Consider the following 21,542-nt stretch of genomic DNA (forward strand, 5'->3'; position numbering starts at 1 on the left):
AGATTCTTTACTTCGCTATCGCTTCGTTCAGAATGACACTTTTGAGACAGCCCCTTTCTATTTAAAGCGCATTCAGGATGTTCCTGATCTGCCTGTTGTGTCTTTGCGTGTGATATACAGCGAAATGCAGCAGCTCAAGTTTTGTATAACCTTTAAGAGGATTGTTATCCTCTGTTTCAGGTGTCTCATCAAGCTGTGCGTTTCTTAGAACCTCAACTGTTTGGCTCCTGATGCTTTCGGTGCCTGTAATAAGTTCTTCTTTAGTGTATTGTTTATCTTCCGGTACAATAAAATCGGGCGAATCCATTTTAAGGCCGAAGTCTAAAAGCATTTCTTTTAGTTCAGCAGCCTTCTCATCGGCCGCGCGATTGGCTTTAGGGGCTTTAGTATTAAACATTTCCGCCATACCGCTACCCGCTTTTATAAGATGCCTTGCGGTTTGCGCCGCGGTCCAGCTACTTTTAAAAGGAATTTTATTTATATCACTTTCATTTGCAGAACTGATTAACGAAATTGTTTCCTGCATTGCTTTATCCAGTTCAGCAGCTATACTTTTATCCATGATTTTTGATTGATTTGATGATTAAACTCCTGCCTTTTACTCCTGTACCAAGCTTAGTATATTGCCCGAAGGGTCTTTAAACCAAGCTACTAATGGCCCCTCACCCCTGAAAATGTTATCTTCATCGGTTTTAATGTTCCCGTTATCATAATTTTCAAAGACAACACCTTTATCTTTTAAAGAAGCTACAGCTTCCCCGATATCATCTACAAGAAAATTGAATACGGTAAAATCAGCCGGGCGATGGTCTGGCTTTTGGTAAATTATAAATGGTACGCTGCCGTTCATCTCAAAATCAAGCACCATTCCGCCCATGCCCTCGGTAGCTTTTAAGCCGAGAACCCCTTCGTAAAACTGCCTTGTTTTCGCAATATCATCAGTAGGAAAACTACTGAACGCCTTACAGTCCTGTAACATCTTTTTTTTAATTTTTAGTTGAACAAACAGCATTAATTACTGATAGGCTTCATTAAAGTTAACCATCCACTGTATGCCGAATTTATCGGTCAGCATCCCGAAATAATCACCCCAAAAAGCGTCAGCCATAGGCATTATAGCCTGTCCCCCTTCGCTTAGCCCTGCATATACCCTGTCGGCTTCCTCTTTGCTTTCCACGTTAATGCTAAGCGATATATTGCTTCCTGCTTTTGCCTGCTCCATGTGGGGCGGCACATCTGTTGCCATTAGTATGCTCTTGCCAACAGGTAAACTAATGTGCATTATTTTGTCGCCAATATCCTGTGTGTTAGCGTTACTGTTTTCATCTACGCAACCATCCATAGGTACATCGGCAGGCACATCTTTATAGCGCATTACTTGTGTAAATTCTCCGCCAAAAACGCTTTTGTAAAAGTTAAATACCTCTTCGGTATTGCCGTTAAAATTCAGGTACGGATTCAGTTGTTTCATAGTACTTTTTTAATAGTTAATATTATTGTTCAAGTTTTACTTTTAATGTATCAAGCCCCTGCTGCAGGTCATTGCCAAGCATGCTGCCCATAAAAAGATTCATAAAATTCATGGGGTAGCTGCTTTCACCTTTCATACCCCAGGTAACTTTTGTACTGTTTGGCTGTACAGCATCTGTTGTCATCCATGTATCTGCCTCACCCTCCCAAGGCCTCTTAAAGTGCAGATCCATCTCTATACGCTCATTTTCAATTACATTTGTTATTTCCTGTATGCCTTCGCCCACATCGTCATTACCATTCCAGTGATATTTAAAACCAGCGCTGCCGTCAGTACCGGTATAATCTTTCTTCATTGCAGGATCCTTTTGATTCCACACGCTGTAATTATCCTGGTTCTTAATATATTTTATATAATCAAAAACTTCAGCTTCAGGCCGGTTGATAACCACATCACGTTCTACATTATATTCCCTCGGTACAAATAGGGCTATAATTAAGGGTAGTGCAATAATAATAAGTACGACAATCAGTATTTTTTTAAATGTTTTCATCTTGCTGCTTATTGAATTCTGTTTTTAGGTTTAAAAATAAGGTAATCTAAAGAGTACCTGCCGCTGCCCAGTATAAATACAGGTATGCATAATACCAGGAATATAAATGCGGGCATCTTTGCCTGGAATTCATCCTGGCCATGGGCAATGAAATAAGCCACTATCATAGTTATGAAAACAGGTATAACTGACAGCCTTGTAAACAACCCGAGTAGTATCAGCAGCCCGCAGAAAAATTCGGAGAAGATTACCAGATGGAAAGAAAGCTCTGAACCTATGCCTATTATATCACCGAATTGCGGCAATATTTCATTGTACATAGCAATTTTTCCGTAGCCGAAATAAACAAACATACCACCAAAAAACAGCCGCAGTAAAAGTGTGGCGGCATCTGTACCCACAGATAAGGGAGAAAGTAATTTTTTCATAGATAAAAGGTTAATGGTTTTGAGCAAAAAAATTACGATAAATTCATTTATCAACCACTTAAACAAAGATATTTTAAACGCTTTCAGAATGAGGTTGCATAAAAAGTCAATCAGGAGGGGCATACAGGACAAAAATCTTTATATTTGAAATTAAATCCGCAGCTATGAAATTAGGTATAGTATTAAGCCGTAACCACAGGCTATTAAGCGTTGCAGCTATGCTTGACGTATTTGATTCGGTAAACAGTTTTTACGAAGAAGACGGGCTTGAGAAACCTTTTGAAATAAAACTGCTGTGCAAAGATGAGGATGATGCTGTAAGCTATGGCAGCTATTCGGCGGTTAGCCCGGCAGAAGGAGATGTATATACCATACTTTTTATCCCTGCTTTTAAAGATGATGCCATTGCTAATAATATCCAGGCTAATAAGTCATGGATACCCTGGTTGCATAGCCAGTACCGGCAGGGGGCTGCAATAGCAAGTTACTGTACAGGTGCATTTTTATTGGCGGCAACGGGGCTTTTAAACGGACGCCCTGCAACCACACATATAAATGCATGGCCTGTTTTTTATAAACTGTTCCCTGAAGTGAAGGTACAGGCAGAGGCTGTTGTTACCGAAAAAGATAATATCTATACAAGTGGCGGCGCTACTAATAGTTTCCACCTGATGATGCTGTTGCTGGAAAAATACTGTAACCGCAGCGTGGCAGTGAGGGCTGCTAAGTTGTTTTCTGTTGATATGGACAGGAACCTGCAATTGTATTTCGGGACGTTCACCCACATCGAAGACCATGACGATGAGCTCGTGCGCAGGGCACAGGAAGAAATCAAGAAAAATTACAGCACTGCTGCTACAATAGAAGAGATTATTACCGATGTGCCCGCAAGCCGCCGTAACCTGGTGCGCCGCTTTAAGCAGGTTACAGGGCTAACACCCATAGAGTACCTCCAAAAAACACGTATAGAAGCCGCAAAGCAGCTTTTAGAGACCTCGCGTTGCAGTATATTAGAAGTAATGCTGCAGTCCGGTTATAACGATTTAAAAACGTTCCGTTCGCTGTTTAAGAAAAACGTAGGTATGACACCCAAAATGTACCGTGATAAGTTTAGCGGACAAATGGTGTAATTTATAGCTTTTGCAGTATTTGTTTTAATGTATCACTTTTTAGAAAACCTTTAAAAGTACCTTTTATTTCATATTCTTCAGAGAGCAGTACCCACATTGGGTATGCATTATCTGTACAGCCCAGTGCTGTTGCCAATTCGTGCCTGCCTTTGCCTTTCGCATTGGGTGTAAAGCGGTAACTGTTATTGGCAAAGGTTATGGTTTCTGTTGTTTCCGCATCAAATGTTATGAAATAGACTTTTGACGAAAGCAAATCCTTCAGCTCCTCTTCACTTTCAATCTGCTTGTCCTGCATTTTGCAGATACTGCACCATGCTGTTTCTATTTTTATAAGGATGTGCCGCGGCTCCTGTTGCATCTTTTCTGTGAGGGTGTCAAAACTAATCCTGTATTCCTGCCCGGGGGCAGCAGTACTTACTGTAAGTATTATAAGAAGAAGCAGCTTTTTCATAGGTTAAAACAAATTATAGCGCATACCTACATACACCCTGCGACCTTGTAGTGAAGCATAATTATAGCTTGGGTCGAAAGTGTAGCCATTCGGGTTATTAACAGGGTCATCAGTATATTTATCAAAAGGGTCAAAAGGGCGGATGATGGGGTCTTTTGGTACAAAATCAAAAATATTTTTCATACCAGTATAGATTTCAATACCGCTGCTAAACTTCTTTGTAAATTGTACATTCGCTATTGCAAACCAGGGTGAATATTCAGGGCGGTAATCATTTGGCAATATGGGCAGGCGCATAGGGCCAAACCAGTTCCCGGTAACATCTATACTATAATCGTTTGGCAGGGTATAGGTAGCTATAAAATTACCCGACCATTTTGGCGCGTGCAGTTGCTGTATGCGTTGCAGGCTTCCGGTTTCGTTTTCTTCCATCTGGAAAACATCCATCCATGTAACACCAGCCATTATTTTAAGCGGAAAGCTAAAGGTAGCATCTGCATTAACGGATATACCCTGAGATATGGCATGCCCGCGCAGGTTATCATAAATAATTTTATCAGGGTCAGTGTCAAAATCGCCGACTATCTTATTGGTAAAGTAAGAATAGAAGCCGGTAAAATCTAAATTAAGTGCATAGTTTTCAGCAGGTATTTTTAAAACGTAGTTCAGGTTTCCGTTATAAGAGCGTTCGGGTTTTAATGCTTCAGCAATTACTACTTCGCGTGCCCCGGTAAGCGCTGCATGGTCTTCCGTAAAAAGGTTAACCACCCTAAAGCCTGTACCAAAGCTCGCCCTTACCGTATTATTTGTGTTAGGTGAGAATTTATAAGCTACCCTTGGTGAGTGCACACCGCCATGGTTTTCATCATAGTCAAAGCGGTAACCGCCAAGCAATTTATGTTTTTCATTCAGCTTCCATTCATCCTGCACAAAAAGGCCTGGCAACGGTGTTTCGGCGGGACGGTTAGCGGTGCCATCTGTAGAGGCTGTAGCAGGGGTGTTGTCATCATATTTAGTATAACGGAATGACGCCCCTACTAACAGCGAGTGCTTTTCGCCTAAAGTTTTGTCCCAGTAGGTTTGTACAAATGCCACCTGTTGCGTAGCCATGTAAGGTGTGTTGCCATACCACGAGTTCTGGTCATGCCAGTTATAAGAGAACTGGGTATATATTTTTTCTGGCAGCGGCAGCTCATACAGCCCGATAAGTTCTACCCGGCTGGTATAAATGCTTTCACCATAAATACTGTCGCTGCCGCGCCATTGCTTGTCCCATTGCATTTCGCCGCCCCAGCGGTCTTCATAAACATAACGTGCGGCAAGGCTTGCCGCACGGTTGCCTTCTCTTTCAAATGCCCATTTGTTGAATACAGATATACGGTTTTGTAGGGTAAGGTCGGTAAAGTTATCTCCGTTATTATCTATCCTGCTGTTATAGTTAAAGTAATTAATACCAAGAAGTGAGGTTGCCTTACCGATAGTAAACTTACCTGCGGCATCTACATTAAGCTCACCCCAGCTTGTCAGGAAGCTGTCGGCGCTAAAAACAGGTGCCTTATCCGGGTTTTTGGTAATAACGTTTATGGTGCCCCCCATAGCCTCAGAACCGTATAAAGATGACGCAGGGCCTTTAACTACTTCTATACGATCTACCATGCTATTGGGTATGCCATTAAGCCCGTAAACAGTAGATAATGCGCTTACTATCGGCATACCGTCTATAAGTATTAGGGTGTAGGGGCCTTCCATACCATTTATATGGATATCGCCTGTATTACAAACATTACAATTAAGCTGCGGCTGCACACCGTTTACCATCCCCACAGCTTCAAACAAGGTAGCGGTTGGGTTCTTTTTAAACAGTTTTGCGGTAACTATTTCTACAGGTATAGGGCTTTCGCTGCGGCTTACCTCTTTCATTGTGCCTGTTATCACAACCTCGTCAAGTGCCATTTCATCTTCCTGTAATGTAATGTTCAGTACAACTGGCTGAGGGCTGTTTACCGTTATCCTCTTTTTTTCTGTTTTGTAGCCTAAGAAGCTAAAGGTAATTTCATAATTGCCATAAGGCAGATTGGCTATACTGTAATTCCCGCTTTCATCTGCGGCTGTATATTCAGCTAATGCTGCTATACCCACAGTTACACCCGGAACAGAATTTCCTTGAGATGTTATAGTGCCGCTTACAGAGCCTGTTTGTGCAAATAATGAATATGAAATAGTAAGTAAAACTAAAAGTATAATTCTTTTCATTAAAAATAAATATTAGCATTACAAAATTATAAATTTAGATTTGTCTAAAAATATATTTTTAATTTTTTTCTGAATTAAAATTAAACAGCTTTTAAAATCACTGTTAATTAGTAACTGTTATATTGAAAATAACAGATATTAACTTAGATTTGCGTTTCGCATCATTTTTACTACGATCAATGAGACTTAAATATATAGTTCACACGCTTTTAATTGCCGGTATTGGCGCCCTTATATATTACCGAATTACGGAAAACCAGAAGAGTAAGGCTCCCGAAGGCGGGGGCGGCAAGCAGGCTATGGCAGTTAGCGGTGTGGTGGTAGAACCTGAACCGTTTACCAACATACTTTCGCTTTCAGGCTCTATAGAAGCCAATGAGCAGGTTGAGATAAGAAGTGAGGTATCGGGTATAGCCGAAAAGATATATTTTGAGGAAGGCACTACCGTAAAGCAGGGACAGGTTCTTTTAAAGATTAATGATATAGAGCTAAGGGCACAGGCAGGAGAGGCACGCACCAGGCAGCAGCTTGCTTCAGAAAATGAAAGGCGCGCTAACCTGTTATTAAAAAAGCAGGCCATAAGTCAGGAAGAATATGATATTGCAAGTGCCGACTTTAAGACCGCACAGGCACAAACCCAGCTTATAAATGCACAGATAGCAAAAACATCTGTAAGGGCACCGTTTTCCGGAACAATAGGATTAAGGAATATTTCTCCGGGAACCTATGTTACACCCGAAACCTTAATTGCAAGGCTTGTAAACAGCAGTAAAGTAAAAATTACCTTTTCTATACCCGAAAAGTATGCATCTGAAGTCAATCAGGGTGCAGAGGTTACTTTTACCGTTGCCGGAAGTAAAGAAGAATTCAAGGCAAAGATATATGCCTTAGAACCTGCTATTGAAGAAACCACAAGAACTTTGCGGGTGCGTGCCATAGCCGATAACAGCAAAGGCAGGCTTATACCGGGTACTTTTGCCAGTATCAAGTTGCCGCTCGAAACTATTCAGGATGCCTTTTTAGTGCCGTCGCAGGCTATAGTACCTGTTCAGGGCGGTAAAAAAGTATTTACATCGGTAAACGGAAAAGTAAAAGAAGTGGCTGTAGAAACAGGCGCACGTACAGAAAAGGATGTTGTGGTTACCGAGGGCCTTAAAGAAGGCGATACAGTAATAACCACGGGGATATTGTCATTAAAAAATGAAATGCCCGTTAAAGTATCGGTTAACACTAAAAAATAGCTATGAGTTTATCTACCTTAAGTATTAAGCGGCCGGTACTCGCAATAGTTATGAATGTGGCTATTATCCTTTTCGGGATTATAGGCTATACTTTTCTTGGCGTACGCGAGTTTCCTTCAATAGATCCTGCACAAATTTCGGTGCGCACCAATTATACAGGTGCCAATGCCGATATTATAGAATCTCAGATAACAGAGCCATTAGAAAAAGCCATCAACTCTATAGATGGTATTCGCACCATAACCTCGTCAAGTAATCAGGGCTCCAGCAGTATTAATATTGAATTTGAGCTTGAAAAAGACCTTGAGGAAGCAGCTAATGATGTACGCGATAAGGTATCGCAGGCCATACGGCAGTTGCCCGAAGATATAGATGCGCCCCCTGTGGTATCTAAAGCGGATGCCGACTCTGAACCGATTATTGTAATGACAGTGCAGAGCGCACAACGTACACCTCTTGAAATTGGCGACTATGCCGAGAATGTTATCGCCGAAAGGCTGCAAACCATACCGGGAGTCAGTACCGTGCAGGTATGGGGAGAAAAAACCTATGCGATGAGGCTGTGGATAGACCCGCTTAAGCTGGCATCATACGGGCTTACAGTAGCAGAGGTGCGCGAAGCGCTGAATAACCAGAATGTAGAGTTGCCAACAGGAAAGCTTACAGGTAACAATACAGAACTTACCGTAAAGACGATGGGTAACCTGAGTACGGAAGAAGAATTCAACAATATCATTGTAAAGACAGAGGGAGAGCGTATCGTTACATTTGGTGATGTAGGGCGCGCTTCGCTTGAGGCTGAGAACCTTGAAACCAAAATGACCAATAACGGCAAGGTACTCGTGGGGCTTGCCATAGTGCCCCAGCCGGGCACCAATTACCTTGAAATTGCCGACAGGTTTTATGAGCAGTATGAGCAAATGAAGAACGACCTGCCGCAGGATATTGAGCTTAATATTGCCATAGATAATACCGTTTTTATAGAAAAATCGGTGCATGAGGTTGCCGAAACGCTTTTAATTGCTATTATACTGGTAACGCTTATTATTTATGTTTTCTTCAGGGACTGGGCCATTGCGCTGCGCCCGCTGTTAGATATACCGGTATCGCTTATAGCTACCTTTTTTATCATGTATATTTTCGGTTTTTCGATAAATGTGCTTACCCTTTTGGCAATTGTACTGGCAACAGGGCTTGTGGTAGATGACGGTATTGTAGTTACCGAAAACATATTTAAAAAGGTTGAGGAGGGCATGTCGCCCATAGAGGCAGCCATAAAAGGCTCTAACGAAATTTTTTTTGCGGTGCTCTCCATATCCATTACACTGGCTGCGGTTTTCCTTCCTGTTATTTTTCTCGAAGGTTTCGTGGGCAGGCTCTTCCGGGAGTTTGGGGTCGTCATCGCGGCAGCGGTACTCATATCGGCTTTTGTGTCGCTTTCGCTTACGCCAATGCTTAATGCTTACCTTATTAAAGGCGGCGGACATAAAAAGTCTAAGTTTTATGAAGCCACCGAAAAGTATTTTGAGCGCATGAATGCCGGTTATGCCGGTTCGCTTAAAAACTTCATGAAAAAGAAGTGGCTCAGTTTCCCGATACTGATAGGCTGTATAGGCTTAATAGCACTATTTTACACCCTGCTACCAAAAGAAACCGCCCCTTATGATGACAGGAGCTTTGTAGGGATGAATATAACTGCACCCGAAGGCGCATCTTATGAATATATGGACCGTTTTATGCAGGAGATAGAAGAATTGATTAAAGATTCTGTACCCGAGAAAAAGGTGAGCCTTGTTATCACATCGCCGGGATGGGGTTCGGCCTCTGTGAACAGCGGGCGTGTGCGTATTGCGCTTACAGAACCGGGAGAACGTGAACGTTCGCAGGATGAGATAGCACAGAAGTTAACGCAATGGACAAAGCAATATCCTGAAGCACGTACATCTGTATCGCAACAGCCAACTATTGCTGTTAACAGGCGTGGTGGCTTCCCGATACAATATATTATACAGGCACCCACATTCCAGAAACTGGAGGAAAAGCTGCCGCAGTTTATGGAGGTTGTAAATAATGACCCTACGTTTTCTATGACCGACCTTAACCTGAAGTTTAATAAGCCTGAAATAAATGTGACCATAGACAGGGAAAAAGCGCAAACACTGGGTGTATCGTTAATGGATGTTGCGCAGACATTGCAGCTTTCACTCAGCGGGCAGCGTTTCGGGTATTTTATGATGAAGGGCAAGCAGTACCAGGTGATTGGCCAGTTTGAGGAAGAAGACCGTAATGCCCCGCTTGACCTGACCTCTATTTTTGTAAAAAGCGATACAGGGCAACTGATACAAATGGATAACCTTGTTACCATAACCGAGCAAAGCAGCCCGCCGCAACTGTACCACCACAACAGGTTTATGTCGGCAACCGTATCTGCAGGGCTTGCACCGGGCATGAGTATAAATGATGGTATAGAAGCTATGGAAAGGGCAAAGGAAAAGGTGCTTGACGACAGCTTTACCACCGATTTGGGAGGCGAGTCGCGCGACTTTGTGGAGAGTAGTTCTAATACCCTTTTTGCATTCGGGTTGGCGTTACTGCTCATCTACCTGATACTGGCAGGCCAGTTTGAAAGTTTTATAGACCCGTTCATCATTATACTTACCGTTCCTATGGCAGTTGCCGGGGCACTGCTTTCGCTTTGGCTTTTCGGGCAGAGCTGGAATATCTTTAGCCAGATTGGTACCATTATGCTGATAGGGCTTGTAACTAAAAACGGTATCCTGATTGTAGAATTCGCTAACCAGCTAAGAGAAGAAGGCAAATCTAAATATGATGCCATTGTAGAGGCGGCTGAGTCGCGACTTCGCCCAATATTAATGACGAGTCTTGCCATTGCACTGGGTGCATTGCCTATTGCACTATCACTGGGTGCGGCATCTACAAGCCGTATCGGTATGGGTGTGGTAATTGTGGGCGGAACAATATTCTCGCTTGTGCTTACGCTGTTTGTTATCCCCGGTATTTACTACATGTGGTCGAGGCCGAAGAAACACAGGCCGGAGTTTGATAATATAGATAAACTATAATTGCTGTATGAGGAGTATAATCATATACCTCTTTGCCTGCATTGGCTTTACTGCCGGTGCGCAGGAGCTTTTAACAGTAGAGGAAGCTGTTGCCATTGCACTTAAAAATAATTACGAAATAAGAATAGCGGCTAACGATCTTAAAATTGATGAGCAAAATGTAAGCCTGGCAAACGCAGGGCTATTGCCCAACCTTAGCGGTACTTTTTCTCAGAATAACCAGATACAGAACTCAAGACAGGTAAGGAGTGACGGTACTGTGCAGGAGCTTGACAATGCCCTGAACAACCGCATGGAATATGGCATTAACCTGGGCTGGACAATTTTTGACGGCTTCGGCATGTTTGCCCGTTATGACCAGCTTAAGGAATTTGAAGATTTAGGTGAAACGGAGCTTAAGCTAACGGTGCTTAACCGCGTTAGCGATGTAATGACAACATATTTTGATATAGTGCAACAGCAACAGGTGCTTAAAGCGCTTGATACCGCTATTGTTATATCTAACGAAAGGGTAGAGACAGCACAGAACCGTTTTAGTATTGGTAAGGCCGCCAAACTGGAAGTGCTTAATGCGCAGGTTGACCTAAATACTGACCAGACCAACTTTTTAAGGCAGAAAGAGCAGTACCAAAACACGAAGACTTATCTTAATGAACTAATGGCCCGTAAACTTGATACTGATTTTGTAGTGGCAGATTCAGTAATTATTGATGACAGGCTTAAGCTGGTTGACCTTATGTCGTTAGCAGACAGCCAAAACCCCGAAATAAAAATTGCCCTTATCAATAAACGTATAGCCGAGCTTAACCTGAAACAGGTACGAGCAAACCGCTATCCGCAGATTAATGTAAACACAGGCTATGTAATAACCGATGCTGAATCGAGCCTTGGCTTTGCGAGAGAGAACTACGGGCGCGGATTTAGTTATGGTGTCGGGGCTTCCATCAATATCTTTAACGGATTTCTTCAAAATCGAAACGAAAAGATTGCAAAGCTGCAGATAGATAATTCGCAACTACAGATAGAGCAGCAAAAGCAAACGGTAAACTCGCAGTTAATGACAGCTTTCCAAACCTATCTTACGAATTTAGAGCTGGTAAAGCTTGAAGCCCGCAATGTGGAAATAGCTGAGGAAAACCTTGATATTACCATGGCAAAATTCAGGATAGGTACTATAACCACACTTGAGGTGCGCACTGCACAGCTAAACTACATCAATGCAATGGCACGAAACAGTTCAGCACAGTTTCAGGCAAAAATGTCGGAAGTAAGGCTTAAGGAGCTTGCCGGCAACATAGAACTGGAATAAAAAACAGCCTTAAGAATTACAGCTATTGCACCATGTTTGTGTGCCGCCGTAATTTTAAGGCTGTTCTTTTAGGTATTAAATCTATCTTTTACACAGAAGCAATTTTCTTTAGGCTTGCTATGGTATCGGTAGGGTTATCACTTTTAAACACAAAATTACCGGCTACAAGTACATCTGCACCCGCCTCAGCAAGCTTAGCCGCATTTTTGTCAGATACACCGCCATCAATTTCAATAAGTGTATTTGCACCATTGCGCGTTATTATCTCTTTTAGCTGCCTTACTTTTTTATAGGTATTTTCTATAAATGACTGACCGCCAAAGCCCGGGTTAACACTCATCATGCAAACAAGGTCAGTGTCGTTAATCACATCTTCCAGCAGGTTTACATTAGTGTGCGGGTTTATCGCTATACCTGCTTTCATGCCTTCGGCTTTAATAGCCTGTAGTGTGCGGTGCAGGTGGGTGCAGGCTTCAAAGTGCACACTCAGGTTTGTAGCGCCAAGTTCGGCAAAGGTTTTTATATAACGGTCAGGCTCAACAATCATAAGGTGCACATCAAGCGTTTTTTTGGCGTGGCGTGCAATGGCATCGAGCACTGGCATCCCAAAAGATATATTCGGCACGAACACCCCATCCATAATATCAATATGAAACCAGTCGGCCTCACTATTGTTAATCATTTCGATGTCACGCTGCAGGTTGGCAAAATCTGCCGAAAGCACCGATGGTGCAATAAGGGTATTTTTCATTTGTATGCTGTGTTGTTGTATGGCTGCAAAGATAATGCGTATAATGCATTTTTACAGTTATAAAGAGAGGTAAAAAAGAAAAACTCCGGTAATCAGCCGGAGTTCAATCATCAATCAAAAAACGAACAGTTATTGAACTGTAAGTACTTTAAATATTTTAAGTATCAGGAATTGCATATTTACCGCGCCAAAATACAACATTTAGCTAAAATATAAAATTCCTGAAACAAAATTTTCGGAAAATATGCTTATCCTAAGTAGGTTTTCAGGATCTTGCTGCGCGATGTGTGCTTTAACCTCCTGATGGCCTTTTCTTTAATCTGGCGCACACGCTCGCGGGTAAGGTCAAAAGTTTCACCTATCTCCTCAAGTGTCATTGGGTGCTGGTCTCCCAAACCAAAGTAAAGGCGCACTACATCAGCCTCACGCGGTGTAAGTGTTTCAAGCGCCCTTTCGATTTCTGTACGTAGTGATTCGTGAATCAGCTCGCGGTCAGGGTTTGGCGATTCGCCTGAGCGTAATACATCATAAAGGTTAGAGTCTTCGCCTTCAACAAGAGGTGCATCCATAGATAGGTGGCGGCCCGAGTTTTTCATGCTCTCCTTAACATCGTTAACAGTCATGTCAAGCTCTTTCGCTATTTCTTCTGCCGAAGGGGCACGCTCATTACTTTGCTCAAGCAAAGCATACATTTTATTGATCTTGTTGATAGAGCCGATTTTATTCAGCGGAAGGCGTACAATCCTTGATTGCTCTGCAAGAGCCTGCAATATAGACTGGCGAATCCACCAAACGGCATACGATATAAATTTAAAACCGCGGGTTTCATCAAAACGCTGAGCGGCTTTTATAAGTCCTAAGTTACCTTCGTTAATAAGGTCAGGAAGGGTCAAACCCTGGTTTTGGTACTGCTTTGCTACCGATACCACGAACCTTAAGTTAGCTTTAGTCAGTTTTTCAAGTGCCCTCTGGTCTCCCGCTTTAATGCGTTGTGCCAGTTCTACCTCCTCATCCGCAGTAATCAAATCTACTTTTCCAATCTCCTGAAGGTATTTGTCCAGTGAAGCAGTTTCCCTGTTGGTTACCTGCTTGGTTATTTTTAATTGTCTCATGTAATAAATCCTGAGTGTTTAAAGTATGTGGGTAGTTATACGTAACAGGTAAAGAAAAAGTTACACACAGCTAACAAATTTTTAAAATTTAACTTTTAGGCATATAAAAACCCTGCCGTTTCTGGCAGGGTTGGTTCTGTTTGTTGCTTTACTGGTAAATTATGTTAGGTAAGTCTGCCTAAAAGTCCAGGCATTTGTTTGCCCTGAACTTCAAATACCGCCTTTAGCCATAAAGGAAATAAAAGTGGCACTACTATAAAGGATAGCTTGTTAAAGCCCCATGCCTCTGCAAATTCAAAATGAATAAAGTGCATGGTAGCCCTGGTTAATCCGCAGGCATAACATTCCATACCGGCCAGCATTTTAGAAAGGCAAACACTTTCGCCTTTGTCAAAAAAATCAGACGGTAACAGGAACAATACAAACGGAGCCAGCAATGTAACCCACACCCTTGTATAGAAAACAAACTTTTTAATCATTATTTACTATTAAAGGTAAGCTGTTACAGTGTTTTAGAGTACCTTCCGTTCTTAGGCTGAAGATCTCCTGTGATGATCCTTACAAGGTCAATAAGAGCCCAGATACCACAACCACCAAGAGTTAGTAACTGAACGATACCTTGCCAAGTGTAGCCAAGGTAAAAACGGTGGATACCAAGACCACCTACAAGAGCACAAAGAACAAGTGCGATAACCTGGCTTTTTCCGCTTGCAGCAGCTGCAGGAGAAGAAAGTTCGTCATTTTGCTCTTCAACAACTGTTACGTTGTTTGTAGTAGTTCTTTGCACAGGGAAAGAAGCATACATAGCCGTTACTGAAAGCATCAGCACAGCAACTAGTGAAAACAATAGTTTTAATTTCATAGATAAATGTTTTAAGTTTGTGCCAAATATATAAAAAACTTCACATGAAAATAAAACTGCTTTTAACTTTCTTTATATTTTCTTTAACTATTTATTCACAAGAGAAGTATGAGTACTACGGCGGTGTTAAGTTAAATGGTGATGATAAGACAATTATATCCTACAGGTTAGTATTTACAGAACAGGACGGAAAAATTACAGGATACTCTGTTACAGACCTTGGCGGCGAACATGAAACAAAAAATGTGGTATCAGGCTTTTATAATAAGAAGACAAAAGAGTTTACTTTTAAAGAAAAAGATATCCTTTACACTAAGTCACCCATAAGTGATGATATGTTCTGTTTTATCAATTTTACAGGAAAAGTAAAGCTTGTAAACGATAACAGCGCTATGGAGGGCGACTTTAAAGGGCTCTTTAAAAACAATACAAAGTGTATTGATGGAACAATTACGCTTATTGGCAACGCCAAAATATATAAGATGTTAAACAAGCTGAATAAGAAAATTCAGCGTTCCGGTAAAGTGGATGAGGAGACCAAGCGTAAAGTTAACCCTGTAGCTATACTTGACAGCCTGAAGGTAAACAACCTGATTAAGAACCAAAACTTAAACGTATTTGTAGATTCTGACAAGGTATTACTGGAGATTTGGGATGCCGGTAAGGAAGATGGCGACAAGATAAGCCTGCGCCAGAATGGTGAGTTTATACTGCGCGATTACCAGGTAACCAATAAGAAAAGGATTGTAACGATAGATATGTCTAAAACCACTACCTTCCAGATAACAGCCCTTAATGAGGGAACTGTAGCGCCGAATACTGCTATGATAAGGCTGGTAGATAAAGACAGGACGGTTGAGCTGATGAGTAACCTTAAGCAAAACGAAAGTGCCTCGATAACACTGATAAAAAGAAAAGAATAGCCGCAAGGCTATTTTTTTTATAATCCTGTGTGAGTCTCCTCCTGCATCCGCAGCAGGTAGTGTGCCGTTTTTTGCCTTGCCCTGTTAAAGAATATTTTACGGTCTCTGGTACCCGACTGGTTCAGCGATTTTGAATTGCGTATCTGGTGGCGGAAGAAGTCTTTTGCATTGGTACAGGTTTCTTTATCTGATGTAATAAAGTAGCCCAGCATTGTATAAGGCACAAAAAGTGCCTGCTTGTCAGGGGCGGTTATCAAAACATTATTGTTAAGGATTAAAAGTTCGTTATAATAAAGGCAGTAATTTGCACTCTCTGCATTGCATTTATGTTCCACTTCAGTAAGAACCTTTTCAAGGTCTGCGCACAGCAGTTCGGCGTTTTGCAGGCTTAATAGTCCAGCCTGAAAATAATAATATATTTGTTGCAGCGTACTGTTTATAGTGGTGTCATTCCATATTTCATGCACTTCCGCACTTTCATATACCGCTTTGAGTTTAGTGCTGTGCTCCAGCAACGAACGGCTTAGCGTAAAGTTTTCGAAAGTATTATCGGTTTGTGAGCCTCGCAGCAGGTTAAGCCATACATACATTTTAAATTTAGAAAGCAGTGTGCCGCCAATAGTATGGAATAAGGGTATGTCCTTAGCTGAATAATACATTTTTGCACCTTCTGTATTTTTAAAGTACTCCAGCCTTTTCGCAGACTCCATGAAATAGGCCTCCATATCGGCTTCGCTCTGTATCTCTTTCGTTTTCTCGACAATAACTTTTTTGCTATCGGTAAAAAGTAAATCCATTGACAGCGAAAAGTGCTTGCAAAGCGCTACCGTTTCTTCTATAGAAAACTTACTTTTTAGTGATATGCGCCTGTGTGCCGCATCATAGCTGATATTAAGTATAGCAGCAACTTCATCTATTACAGATGCGTTTTGGGGTATGTGATTTCGTATAATACGAATTAATTTATCCTGGTTACTCATTTGCGAAAAACACAAATGTAGTGTTTATTATTATTCATTATCACAACACGCATTGTTTTTATCACAATAGATTTGCTTCAGATATAAAACAAATATTTATGAAGACATTTAGTTTAATTGCAGCACTATTCAGTTTTTTAATTTGTTCTGCGCAGTATGATACGCTGCCGTATAGCAGTAATTTACCACAGGATGTACGTAAAAAAAATGAAAATGTAAGTTTTGAACCCGGGCTGCGGCTGCCTGTAGGCAGCCTTGCCGATGTTATGGGAGCTTCACCGGAACTCGGCATATGGGTTCGCGGAAAAATTAATGATGACAATTACCTTGATATTGGGGGTTCTGCTTTTGCAGTGGAAGAAAAAAATGAGTTCATGTACACCAGCAGGGGCGATACTTATGGTGTTAAGCTAAAAGGGGCAGGGGGTACGGCAGGTTTCAGGCTCGCGAAGCTTTATGATTTATCTTCAGGTAAGTATAAAACAGGGCTTGAGTGGCTCTCTACCTTCGGGTATGCCTTTTTAACGTATGAGGATAAATATACTATAGAAAACAACCAAGGCGAAAATTTTGAAAAAACAGACCTTAAAGCATTTCATACGTTTACACTTGGGCAGGGCTTTCGTTTTACGGTTGATAATGTTGGCTTGCAGGTTAACTACAACTATTCGCCCTACGGGCAGTTTAACAGCCATGTAAGCAATGGTTTTGGCGCACACAGCCTTAGCGCAGGAATTATTTATAAGCTTTAGTTAACTCATCACCTGTATAAAAGTCATGAAGAAGTTACCAATATTACTCATAGCGTTTCGCCTTATCATCGGCCCTGTAATGATTGCACTTACATATTGTTATGGTGAAAGCTCTTCCGGCGTTTTAGTTGCCTTATTATTTTTAGGGATACTCTCTGATATCTTTGATGGTATTGTGGCGCGCAGTACCGGCGTTTCTTCGGCAAAGTTAAGGCGCATGGACAGCCAAACCGACCTTGTGTTCTGGCTCTGTGCCGGATGGTGCGCATGGCTGCTGCACCCGCAGATAATTATAGGCAATAAATATGCTATCATTACTATTTTTGTAATGGAGGCAGCAACATATGTGTTCAGCATTTTAAAGTTTGACAAAGAAACCTGTACGCACGCATGGCTTTCCAAGCTATGGGGTATTACACTGTTTGTTGCTTTAACATCAATTATCGGATTTGGAAACGGGGGTGTGCCACTTGCGCTGGCGGTTGTTTTCGGGATAATTTCGCATATAGATGTATACCTCATAATATTGCTTTTGCCACAATGGACACATGATGTGCCAAGTTGTTACCATGCATGGCTTATTCGTAAAGGGAAGCCCTTTAAAAGGTATAAAATGTTTAATGGTTAAAGAGGCTTTTCTGGGTCTTAATCGGAGTTAATCTCCATTCCGGCCGCGGTGGAGAAATCCCTTGTTTTGTATAAAGATTTCTCGACTTCACTTTGTTTTGCTCGAAATGGAAATGCGTTTCATTCCTAACTTGTGGAGGAATCTTTATATGAAAAAACCCGGTGCATTGCACCGGGTTTAAGTTATGTTCAGGGAATAATTATTATTCCTGAGAGTCATTGTTCTGGCTTTCGCCTGCAGCATCATTCCTGTGTTCTTCCCTCGGGCCACGGTCGCGTGAGTTCCTGTCGTCCCTTCCGCCACGGTTATCTCTGTTGCGGTTGTCGCGGTTACGGTTATCACGGTTGCCGCCTTCCCTTGGTCCCCTGTCCTCGCGCGGAGGGCGGTTCTCATCCCTTGGAGGGCGCGGAAGCAATGCTTTTCTTGATACTTTTTCCTTGCGGGTTTTAGGGTCTATACCAATATATTTAACTTCAAATACATCGCCCATATTAACCACATCGGTAACATTTTCAGTACGCTCCCATGCCAGCTCACTAACGTGTAGCAGCACTTCATTGCCCGGCGCTTTGGTATATTCTACCACCGCACCAAAATCAAGCATCTTGATAACCTTAACCTCATATGTTTCGCCAACTGTAGGCTTAAATATGATAGAGTCTATTTTATCAAGTACTGCCTTAATTCCTTCAGGGCTTGTACCTAAAATTTCTACTTCGCCCTGCTCATCCACTTCATTAATAACAATAGTAGTGCCTGTGGCTTTCTGTAGTTCCTGTATCACTTTACCACCAGGGCCAATAAGCGCACCTATAAATGCACCAGGTATAGTGGTCTTGATGATCTTAGGAGCGTGGCGTTTCACGTCTTCCCTCGGCTCTGCAATAACTTCTGTTAGCTTACCAAGAATGTGCAAACGGCCTTCACGTGCCTGGTCCAGGGCTTTCTCCATGATCTCATAGTTAAGGCCCTCTATCTTAATATCCATCTGGCAGGCAGTAATACCGTCTTCGGTACCTGTAACTTTAAAGTCCATATCACCAAGGTGGTCTTCATCACCAAGAATATCGCTTAACACGGCATAACGCCCTGTCTTATCATCAGAGATAAGGCCCATTGCGATACCCGATACAGGTTTTTTCATTTTTATACCGGCATCCATAAGTGCAAGTGTACCCGCACATACAGTAGCCATAGAAGATGAACCGTTAGATTCCAGTACTTCAGAAACGATACGTATTGTGTAAGGCACCTCGTCCGGTATCATGTTTTTAAGCGCACGCTGTGCAAGGTTACCGTGACCTACTTCGCGCCTTGAAGTTCCCCTTAGCGGTTTTGCTTCACCTGTAGAGAATGGCGGGAAGTTATAGTGCAGGTAAAAACGCTCTTCGCCCTGCTCTGAAGGAAGGTCGATTACATTTGATTCGCGCGATGTACCAAGAGTTACCGTAGCAAGCGCCTGGGTTTCACCACGTGTAAATAAAGCCGAACCGTGTGGCGAAGGCAGGTAATCTACCTCGCACCATATAGGACGTATCTCGTTGGTCTTACGTCCGTCAAGACGAAGGCCAAGATCAAGTACTACGTTACGAACCGCTTCTTTTTGCGACTGCTTAAGGTATTTGCTGATAAGCTCGCCTTTTTCAAGCAGTTCTTCTTCTTCAAAAGAAGCCAGTATTTCTTCCTTAATTTCGGCAAATTTCTCACCACGCTCATGCTTGGCAGAACTTTCTTTTGCAATGGCGAAGTATTTTTCGTAGCTCAGTTCAAATATCTTAGCTTTAAGCTCGTCATCATTAGCTTCAGCTTCATATTCCCTGAATCCTTTGTTAACGGCAGCCCTAAGGCGTTGCTGAACCTCTATCTGTTTCTTGATGGCTTCGTGTGCAAATTTAATTGCCTCCACCATTTCAGCTTCAGATATCTCCTTCATTTCACCTTCTACCATCGCAACAGAGTCAGCGCTCGCACCAATCATCATGTCAATGTCGCTTTCTGCAAGCTGCTCACGGCTTGGGTTTATTATAAGCTCTCCGTTTACACGGCCTACGCGCACTTCAGATATAAGAGTGTAAAAAGGCACATCTGATACGGCAAGCGCTGCAGAGGCGGCAAGGCCGGCAAGCGAATCAGGCATAACGTTTTCGTCATGGCTCATCAGCTGTATCATTACCTGTGTCTCGGCATGGTAATCATCCGGGAACAAAGGGCGCAGTACCCTGTCAACAAGGCGCATGGTAAGTACTTCTGCATCGCTTGGGCGTGCCTCGCGCTTAAAGAAACCACCCGGAAAACGCCCTGCGGCAGCAAATTTTTCACGGTAATCTACCGTAAGGGGTAAAAAGTCTATACCTGGTGCGGCAGTCCTGGCCGATACCACGGTGGCAAGCAGCATGGCGTCTCCCATGCGAACAACTACTGATCCATCAGCCTGCTTTGCCAGTTTGCCGGTCTCGATGGAGATGGAGCGTCCATCACCAAGATCAATAGTTTCTTTAATAACGTTTAAACTCATACGTTTTTAAGTCATTTGATTAAACAATGGGTTTGTTGTAGTTGTGTTGTTGTGTGTCGTTGTGTGTCGTTGTTGTTGTAGTAACCCAATGAAAAACCAAAACTTTTTCTGCAATATAAAAAACAAAAAGAGGCGCGCGGGCACCTCTTCTCATCTCGATTATTTTCTGATGTTCAATTCTTTGATAATCTCACGATACCTGTTAATCTCTTTTTTCTTGAGGTAGTCAAGAAGGCTCCTTCTTTTACCTACCAGCTTAACAAGCGAGCGCTCTGTGTTAAAATCATGACGATTTTTTTTAAGGTGCTCTGTAAGGTGGTTAATCCTGAATGTGAAAAGCGCAATCTGGCCTTCGGCAGTACCTGTGTCCTGTCCGTTTTTGCCGTGCTTTGCGAAAATTTGTTCTTTAACTTCTTTAGTCAAGTACATGCCAATATTATTTAAATAATTTTTATGTAACCTCAGGTCTATCCTGATTGGGTGCAAAGGTAAACTAAAATTCCGAATTATAAAGTCTTAAAGTCAAAAGTTTTTAAAGCCATAAAGACTTCGCTTAAAGTGCTGTCGATGAGTAAACTGTACGATATTAAATTGTGCTTTGGCTATGTTTTACTTTACGACTTTTTAACTTTCCTCTTTCGACTAAAACAGCTTTGCTACTTCCTCGTTTACAAATTCAAGAAAACGTTCATCATTTTCAGTAAATGCATCCAGTATGTTAGAGTCGATATCAATCTGTCCTATGTTTTTGCCGTCTACAAAAAGTGGTACTACAATTTCAGATTTTACTGTTATGCTGCACGCAATATAATTGTCCTGTGCAGTAACATCCGGCACTACGAAGTTCTGGTTAGATACTGCTACCTGCCCGCATATACCTTTGCCAAACGGTATAACGGTATGATCTGTAGGCTCGCCTGCATAGGGGCCAAGTATAAGCTCTTCTTTCTCTCCGTTCCTGAAATAGAAGCCCACCCAGTCATAATAATCGATGTTGTCTTTTAGCAGGTGGCATACCTGCAGCAGCTTTTCATCGCGCAGGGTGTTATCGTGGTGCAGTATGTCGGTTACTTTAGGTTTTAGTTCTTCAAATGTCATAT

22 protein-coding genes are annotated in these 21,542 nt (G+C 42.1%); 7 read left to right on the forward strand and 15 right to left on the reverse strand.

The features are described 5' to 3' along the window. Nucleotides 1-61: 61 nt before the first annotated feature. Genes KJK34_RS06385 through KJK34_RS06405 form a run of 5 tightly spaced genes read right to left on the reverse strand, consistent with a single transcriptional unit; the run spans nt 62 to nt 2,452 of the window. Complete coding sequence (locus tag KJK34_RS06385) at nt 62-562, reverse strand: DinB family protein (RefSeq protein WP_223053025.1); 501 nt, start codon at nt 560-562, stop codon at nt 62-64. A 36-nt stretch (nt 563-598) separates the two neighbouring features. Continuing rightward, nucleotides 599-979, reverse strand: coding sequence for a VOC family protein (locus tag KJK34_RS06390; protein WP_223053026.1), 381 nt, complete (start codon nt 977-979; stop codon nt 599-601). Between the two features lie 36 nt (nt 980-1,015). Then, nucleotides 1,016-1,471 carry a VOC family protein gene (locus KJK34_RS06395; RefSeq protein ID WP_223053027.1) on the reverse strand — a complete coding sequence of 152 codons (456 nt, stop codon included), beginning with the start codon at nt 1,469-1,471 and terminating at the stop codon, nt 1,016-1,018. Nucleotides 1,472-1,493: 22 nt separating this feature from the next. Then, entirely contained in the window at nt 1,494-2,024 is a 531-nt protein-coding gene (locus tag KJK34_RS06400) for an SRPBCC family protein (RefSeq protein ID WP_223053028.1), read from the reverse strand. A gap of 8 nt (nt 2,025-2,032) precedes the next feature. After that, on the reverse strand, nt 2,033-2,452 hold the full coding sequence (locus KJK34_RS06405) for a DoxX family protein (protein ID WP_223053029.1): 420 nt from the start codon (nt 2,450-2,452) through the stop codon (nt 2,033-2,035). A 164-nt stretch (nt 2,453-2,616) separates the two neighbouring features. Between KJK34_RS06405 and KJK34_RS06410 the strand changes: the two genes are divergently transcribed. Further along, nucleotides 2,617-3,582: a GlxA family transcriptional regulator gene (locus KJK34_RS06410; protein ID WP_223053030.1), complete on the forward strand. Its 966-nt coding sequence runs from the start codon at nt 2,617-2,619 to the stop codon at nt 3,580-3,582. 1 nt (nt 3,583) lies between these two features. Here KJK34_RS06410 and KJK34_RS06415 read toward each other — a convergent pair whose 3' ends face one another. Further along, nucleotides 3,584-4,033, reverse strand: coding sequence for a thioredoxin family protein (locus KJK34_RS06415; RefSeq protein WP_223053031.1), 450 nt, complete (start codon nt 4,031-4,033; stop codon nt 3,584-3,586). A 3-nt stretch (nt 4,034-4,036) separates the two neighbouring features. Then, nucleotides 4,037-6,286 (reverse strand): TonB-dependent receptor, encoded by a 2,250-nt coding sequence (locus tag KJK34_RS06420; RefSeq protein WP_223053032.1) that lies wholly within the window; start codon nt 6,284-6,286, stop codon nt 4,037-4,039. A 179-nt stretch (nt 6,287-6,465) separates the two neighbouring features. On the opposite strand from KJK34_RS06420, the gene KJK34_RS06425 reads away from it, so the two are divergent. The 3 genes from KJK34_RS06425 to KJK34_RS06435 are packed head-to-tail and all read left to right on the forward strand — an operon-like array spanning nt 6,466 to nt 11,919. Next, a complete protein-coding gene (locus tag KJK34_RS06425; RefSeq protein WP_223053033.1) occupies nt 6,466-7,527 on the forward strand; it encodes an efflux RND transporter periplasmic adaptor subunit in 1,062 nt (353 codons plus the stop codon). Between the two features lie 2 nt (nt 7,528-7,529). After that, nucleotides 7,530-10,610 carry an efflux RND transporter permease subunit gene (locus KJK34_RS06430; RefSeq protein ID WP_223053034.1) on the forward strand — a complete coding sequence of 1,027 codons (3,081 nt, stop codon included), beginning with the start codon at nt 7,530-7,532 and terminating at the stop codon, nt 10,608-10,610. Nucleotides 10,611-10,617: 7 nt separating this feature from the next. Next, nucleotides 10,618-11,919: a TolC family protein gene (locus KJK34_RS06435; RefSeq protein ID WP_223053035.1), complete on the forward strand. Its 1,302-nt coding sequence runs from the start codon at nt 10,618-10,620 to the stop codon at nt 11,917-11,919. 88 nt (nt 11,920-12,007) lie between these two features. On the opposite strand, the gene rpe is transcribed toward KJK34_RS06435, so the two are convergent. The 4 genes from rpe to KJK34_RS06455 all read right to left on the reverse strand — a co-directional run bounded on the left by rpe (nt 12,008) and on the right by KJK34_RS06455 (nt 14,629). Continuing rightward, a complete protein-coding gene (rpe, locus tag KJK34_RS06440) occupies nt 12,008-12,670 on the reverse strand; it encodes a ribulose-phosphate 3-epimerase (RefSeq protein WP_223053036.1) in 663 nt (220 codons plus the stop codon). 248 nt (nt 12,671-12,918) lie between these two features. Then, nucleotides 12,919-13,782: a sigma-70 family RNA polymerase sigma factor gene (locus KJK34_RS06445; RefSeq protein WP_020212501.1), complete on the reverse strand. Its 864-nt coding sequence runs from the start codon at nt 13,780-13,782 to the stop codon at nt 12,919-12,921. Nucleotides 13,783-13,946: 164 nt separating this feature from the next. Then, nucleotides 13,947-14,261, reverse strand: coding sequence for a DUF2752 domain-containing protein (locus tag KJK34_RS06450; protein ID WP_223053037.1), 315 nt, complete (start codon nt 14,259-14,261; stop codon nt 13,947-13,949). Nucleotides 14,262-14,284: 23 nt separating this feature from the next. Beyond that, nucleotides 14,285-14,629, reverse strand: a complete 345-nt coding sequence (locus KJK34_RS06455) for a TM2 domain-containing protein (protein ID WP_236937601.1) — start codon at nt 14,627-14,629, stop codon at nt 14,285-14,287. Nucleotides 14,630-14,688: 59 nt separating this feature from the next. Here KJK34_RS06455 and KJK34_RS06460 point away from each other — a divergent pair, with 59 nt between their 5' ends. Beyond that, a complete protein-coding gene (locus KJK34_RS06460) occupies nt 14,689-15,567 on the forward strand; it encodes a hypothetical protein (protein ID WP_223053039.1) in 879 nt (292 codons plus the stop codon). A 17-nt stretch (nt 15,568-15,584) separates the two neighbouring features. On the opposite strand, the gene KJK34_RS06465 is transcribed toward KJK34_RS06460, so the two are convergent. After that, nucleotides 15,585-16,547, reverse strand: a complete 963-nt coding sequence (locus tag KJK34_RS06465) for a hypothetical protein (RefSeq protein ID WP_223053040.1) — start codon at nt 16,545-16,547, stop codon at nt 15,585-15,587. A 98-nt stretch (nt 16,548-16,645) separates the two neighbouring features. Here KJK34_RS06465 and KJK34_RS06470 point away from each other — a divergent pair, with 98 nt between their 5' ends. Further along, entirely contained in the window at nt 16,646-17,299 is a 654-nt protein-coding gene (locus KJK34_RS06470; protein WP_223053041.1) for a hypothetical protein, read from the forward strand. Between the two features lie 25 nt (nt 17,300-17,324). Beyond that, entirely contained in the window at nt 17,325-17,927 is a 603-nt protein-coding gene (locus KJK34_RS06475) for a CDP-alcohol phosphatidyltransferase family protein (RefSeq protein ID WP_223053042.1), read from the forward strand. Nucleotides 17,928-18,129: 202 nt separating this feature from the next. On the opposite strand, the gene KJK34_RS06480 is transcribed toward KJK34_RS06475, so the two are convergent. From KJK34_RS06480 to KJK34_RS06490, 3 genes are all read right to left on the reverse strand, one after another. After that, a complete protein-coding gene (locus KJK34_RS06480) occupies nt 18,130-20,442 on the reverse strand; it encodes a polyribonucleotide nucleotidyltransferase (RefSeq protein WP_223053043.1) in 2,313 nt (770 codons plus the stop codon). A 159-nt stretch (nt 20,443-20,601) separates the two neighbouring features. Further along, nucleotides 20,602-20,871: a 30S ribosomal protein S15 gene (gene rpsO / locus KJK34_RS06485; protein ID WP_223053044.1), complete on the reverse strand. Its 270-nt coding sequence runs from the start codon at nt 20,869-20,871 to the stop codon at nt 20,602-20,604. Between the two features lie 213 nt (nt 20,872-21,084). Then, nucleotides 21,085-21,540 (reverse strand): XrtF-associated fRMsr-like GAF protein, encoded by a 456-nt coding sequence (locus KJK34_RS06490; RefSeq protein WP_223053045.1) that lies wholly within the window; start codon nt 21,538-21,540, stop codon nt 21,085-21,087. Nucleotides 21,541-21,542: the final 2 nt, after the last annotated feature.

It is taken from the genome of Flavobacterium coralii (genome assembly GCF_019891545.1).
Classification (GTDB): Bacteria; Bacteroidota; Bacteroidia; order Flavobacteriales; family Flavobacteriaceae; genus Flavobacterium; species Flavobacterium coralii.

What these genes read in the sequence shown, in the direction of transcription:
- rpe (WP_223053036.1), bottom strand. Translation starts at nt 12,670, where the DNA reads ATGAAAAATACCCTTATTGCACCATCGGTGCTTTCGGCAGATTTTGCC.
- KJK34_RS06415 (WP_223053031.1), bottom strand. Translation starts at nt 4,033, where the DNA reads ATGAAAAAGCTGCTTCTTCTTATAATACTTACAGTAAGTACTGCTGCC.
- KJK34_RS06470 (WP_223053041.1), top strand. Translation starts at nt 16,646, where the DNA reads ATGAAGACATTTAGTTTAATTGCAGCACTATTCAGTTTTTTAATTTGT.
- rpsO (WP_223053044.1), bottom strand. Translation starts at nt 20,871, where the DNA reads ATGTACTTGACTAAAGAAGTTAAAGAACAAATTTTCGCAAAGCACGGC.
- KJK34_RS06450 (WP_223053037.1), bottom strand. Translation starts at nt 14,261, where the DNA reads ATGATTAAAAAGTTTGTTTTCTATACAAGGGTGTGGGTTACATTGCTG.
- KJK34_RS06480 (WP_223053043.1), bottom strand. Translation starts at nt 20,442, where the DNA reads ATGAGTTTAAACGTTATTAAAGAAACTATTGATCTTGGTGATGGACGC.
- KJK34_RS06405 (WP_223053029.1), bottom strand. Translation starts at nt 2,452, where the DNA reads ATGAAAAAATTACTTTCTCCCTTATCTGTGGGTACAGATGCCGCCACA.
- KJK34_RS06420 (WP_223053032.1), bottom strand. Translation starts at nt 6,286, where the DNA reads ATGAAAAGAATTATACTTTTAGTTTTACTTACTATTTCATATTCATTA.
- KJK34_RS06430 (WP_223053034.1), top strand. Translation starts at nt 7,530, where the DNA reads ATGAGTTTATCTACCTTAAGTATTAAGCGGCCGGTACTCGCAATAGTT.
- KJK34_RS06445 (WP_020212501.1), bottom strand. Translation starts at nt 13,782, where the DNA reads ATGAGACAATTAAAAATAACCAAGCAGGTAACCAACAGGGAAACTGCT.
- KJK34_RS06425 (WP_223053033.1), top strand. Translation starts at nt 6,466, where the DNA reads ATGAGACTTAAATATATAGTTCACACGCTTTTAATTGCCGGTATTGGC.
- KJK34_RS06490 (WP_223053045.1), bottom strand. Translation starts at nt 21,540, where the DNA reads ATGACATTTGAAGAACTAAAACCTAAAGTAACCGACATACTGCACCAC.
- KJK34_RS06475 (WP_223053042.1), top strand. Translation starts at nt 17,325, where the DNA reads ATGAAGAAGTTACCAATATTACTCATAGCGTTTCGCCTTATCATCGGC.
- KJK34_RS06465 (WP_223053040.1), bottom strand. Translation starts at nt 16,547, where the DNA reads ATGAGTAACCAGGATAAATTAATTCGTATTATACGAAATCACATACCC.
- KJK34_RS06400 (WP_223053028.1), bottom strand. Translation starts at nt 2,024, where the DNA reads ATGAAAACATTTAAAAAAATACTGATTGTCGTACTTATTATTATTGCA.
- KJK34_RS06385 (WP_223053025.1), bottom strand. Translation starts at nt 562, where the DNA reads ATGGATAAAAGTATAGCTGCTGAACTGGATAAAGCAATGCAGGAAACA.
- KJK34_RS06435 (WP_223053035.1), top strand. Translation starts at nt 10,618, where the DNA reads ATGAGGAGTATAATCATATACCTCTTTGCCTGCATTGGCTTTACTGCC.
- KJK34_RS06395 (WP_223053027.1), bottom strand. Translation starts at nt 1,471, where the DNA reads ATGAAACAACTGAATCCGTACCTGAATTTTAACGGCAATACCGAAGAG.
- KJK34_RS06390 (WP_223053026.1), bottom strand. Translation starts at nt 979, where the DNA reads ATGTTACAGGACTGTAAGGCGTTCAGTAGTTTTCCTACTGATGATATT.
- KJK34_RS06460 (WP_223053039.1), top strand. Translation starts at nt 14,689, where the DNA reads ATGAAAATAAAACTGCTTTTAACTTTCTTTATATTTTCTTTAACTATT.
- KJK34_RS06410 (WP_223053030.1), top strand. Translation starts at nt 2,617, where the DNA reads ATGAAATTAGGTATAGTATTAAGCCGTAACCACAGGCTATTAAGCGTT.